Here is a 2,916-nt window from a genome sequence, read left to right as displayed (position 1 = left end):
GAAGCCGGCCGGTGCGCTCGGCTCGGCCGGCTACGTGCCGGCGATCGAACGCCTGGGCATCCCGTCGCAGCAACTGGCCGATGCCGGCCTCGGCGTGACCAACCCCGGCAACATCCGCCCCGGCGACCACGCCACCGCGCTGCCCTCCGGCCCGGCCACCGCCGCCACCTGGAACCGCGCACTGGCCTTCGCCGGCGGCGCCACCATGGGCCGCGAGGCCTGGCAGCAGGGTTTCAACGTGCTGCTGGCCGGCAGCGTCAACCTGCAGCGCGACCCGCGCAACGGCCGCAACTTCGAGTACGCCGGCGAGGATCCGCTGCTGGCCGGCACGATGGTCGGCGAATCGATCCGCGGCGTGCAGAGCCAGCACGTGGTCTCGACCATGAAGCACTTCGCGATGAACGACCTGGAGACCGGGCGCAACACCCACAGCGCCGACATCGGCGAGCAGGCCATGCACGAGTCGGACCTGCTGGCCTTCGAGCTGGCGCTGAAGATCGGCCAGCCCGGCTCGGTGATGTGCTCCTACAACCGCATCAACGGCGTGTACGGCTGCGAGAACGACTACCTGCTCAACCAGGTGCTGAAGCAGGAATGGAAGTTCCCCGGCTACGTGATGTCCGACTGGGGCGGCGTGCACAGCGGCTCCAAGGCGGCGCTGGCCGGCCTGGACCAGCAGTCGGCCGGCGAAGTGTTCGACAAGGCGGTGTACTTCGACCAGCCGCTGCGCATGGCGGTGGCCGCCGGCACCGTGCCGCAGGCGCGCCTGGACGACATGGTCAAGCGCATCCTGCGCGCCTTCATCGCCACCGGCAGCTTCGACAACCCGCCGCAGCACCAGCCGATCGACGACGCCGCCGGCGGCCTGGCCGTGCAGCGCGTGGTCGAGGAAGGCACGGTGCTGTTGCGCAACGAGGGCAAGCTGCTGCCGCTGTCGCGCAACCTGCGCCGCATCGCGGTGATCGGCGGGCATGCCGACAAGGGCGTGATCGGCGGCGGCGGTTCCTCGATGGTCGGCATCACCGTCAACGGCGGCAACGCGGTGCCGGGGATCGCCCCGACCACCTGGCCGGGCCCGGTGATGTTCCATCCGTCCTCGCCGCTGCAGGCGCTGCGCAAGGCCCTGCCCGACGCGCAGATCGACTACGCCAGCGGCGACGACCCGGCCGCGGCGGCCAAGCTCGCGCGCGAGGCCGACGTGGCCATCGTGTTCGCCACGCAATGGTCGGCCGAGTCGGTGGACCTGCCGGACATCGCCCTGCCCGACAAGCAGGACGCGCTGATCGCCGGCGTGGCCAAGGCCAACCCGAAGACCGTGGTGGTCCTGGAGACCAACGGCCCGGTCGCCATGCCGTGGCTGCAGCAGGTGCCGGCGGTGCTGGAAGCCTGGTACCCGGGCATCCGCGGCGGCGAAGGCCTGGCGCGGCTGCTGCTGGGCGAGGTCAACCCGTCCGGCCGCCTGCCGGTGACCTGGCTGCGCGACGTGTCGCAACTGCCGCGGCCGTCGATCCCCGGCCTGGGCTTCAAGCCGGCGCAACCGGCCGGCAGCAACGTCGACTACAACATCGAAGGCGCCAATGTCGGCTACCGCTGGTTCGCCGCGCGCGGCCTGGAGCCGGTGTATCCGTTCGGCTACGGCCTGTCCTACACCACGTTCGCCTACGGCAACTTCAAGGTGCAGGCCGACGGTCACCGTGTCGTCGCCAGCTTCGACGTGCGCAACACCGGCGATCGTGAAGGGGCCGACGTGCCGCAGCTGTACCTGCGCCTGCCGCAGGGCCATCACACCCCGATCCGCCTGGTCGGCTGGGACAAGGTGCTGCTCAAGCCGGGCGAGAGCCGCCACGTCAGCATCGTCGCCGAGCCCAAGACCCTGGCCGACTACGACCCGAAGCAGCGCCACTGGCACATTGCCGCCGGCGACTACGAACTGCTGCTGGGCCGTTCGGCGACGCAGCTGGAGGCGCGCGCGCCGCTGCACCTGAAGGACAGCGTGCTGCAGCATTGACCGAGGCGCGCGGCGCACGCGCGCCGTGTGTGCCGGCCCCCGCCCCGCCTCCGCGCCTGTACGCGCCGGAGGTGGGGCGATGTTCGTCATTGCCACCTGCGCGGCACCGATTGTGTGGCGGACGCCGCAGCACCATCGGCTGTATACGCAACCCTGAGACGCTGCGCCGTAGCATCGCCCGCATGACTCCCCGCGTCTTCCAATGGCATCGCACCGGCTGGCTGTTGCTGGCCGTGGCGGCATTGGCGCAGGCGCACGTGGCGGCGGACGCGGTGCCGACGGCCTCGGCCACGGCGGACGCCGCCCTCACCGTGGTCACGCTCACGCTCGCCCCGGATCCGCGCGCCACGCAGGACGGCGACGACTGGATCGCGCGCCGCGAGCGCATTGCCGTGGCCCTGCAGCGCCTGCATCCCGACGCCATCGCCCTGCAGGAGGTGCTGCAGACGCCGGAGATCCCGAACCAGGCGCAATGGCTGGCCGCGCGCCTGGGCTACCACTGCCACTTCATCAGCCCCGATCCGCCCAGCCGGCCGCAACGCCGCGGCAATGCGCTGCTGACCCGCCTGCCGGTGCTGGAAGAGGCCGAGACCTTGCTGCATCCGCTGGAGGACTACAGCGTCGCCGGCCTGGTACGGGTGGACCTGCACGGGCAGCCGGTGAACCTGTACTTCACCCGCCTGCACGCGACGCGCGACGGCGGCGCCAGCCGCCGCGAACAGGCCGAGGACCTGATGGCCTGGATCGATGCCACCGCCGAGGGCGTGCCCTCGCTGCTGGCCGGTGGCTTCTTTGCGGCGGCGCGCGCGCCCGAGCTGGCGCCGTTGGCGGTGCGCTTCGAGGACGGCAGCGTGCGCGGCGAATCGGCGCGCAACCGGATCGACGTGCGTGCGCCCGGCACGGCGGCG

2 protein-coding genes are annotated in these 2,916 nt (G+C 71.8%); both read left to right on the top strand.

Features of this window, described 5'->3' with window-relative positions; translation table 11 throughout:
• Positions 1 to 2,008: beta-glucosidase family protein (locus D183_RS24775; RefSeq protein WP_017909501.1), on the top strand; the 2,008-nt coding region annotated here is incomplete at its 5' end.
• Between the two features lie 182 nt (positions 2,009 to 2,190).
• Positions 2,191 to 2,916, top strand: a 726-nt coding sequence (locus tag D183_RS0113690; protein ID WP_017909500.1) for an endonuclease/exonuclease/phosphatase family protein, incomplete at its 3' end; no start/stop codon positions are given.

The sequence above is a fragment of the Xanthomonas sp. SHU 199 genome, assembly GCF_000364665.1.
Lineage (GTDB): Bacteria > Pseudomonadota > Gammaproteobacteria > Xanthomonadales > Xanthomonadaceae > Xanthomonas_A > Xanthomonas_A sontii.
Note: the sequence above shows the minus strand (reverse complement) of the source record. Positions and strands in the feature narration are given on the sequence as shown.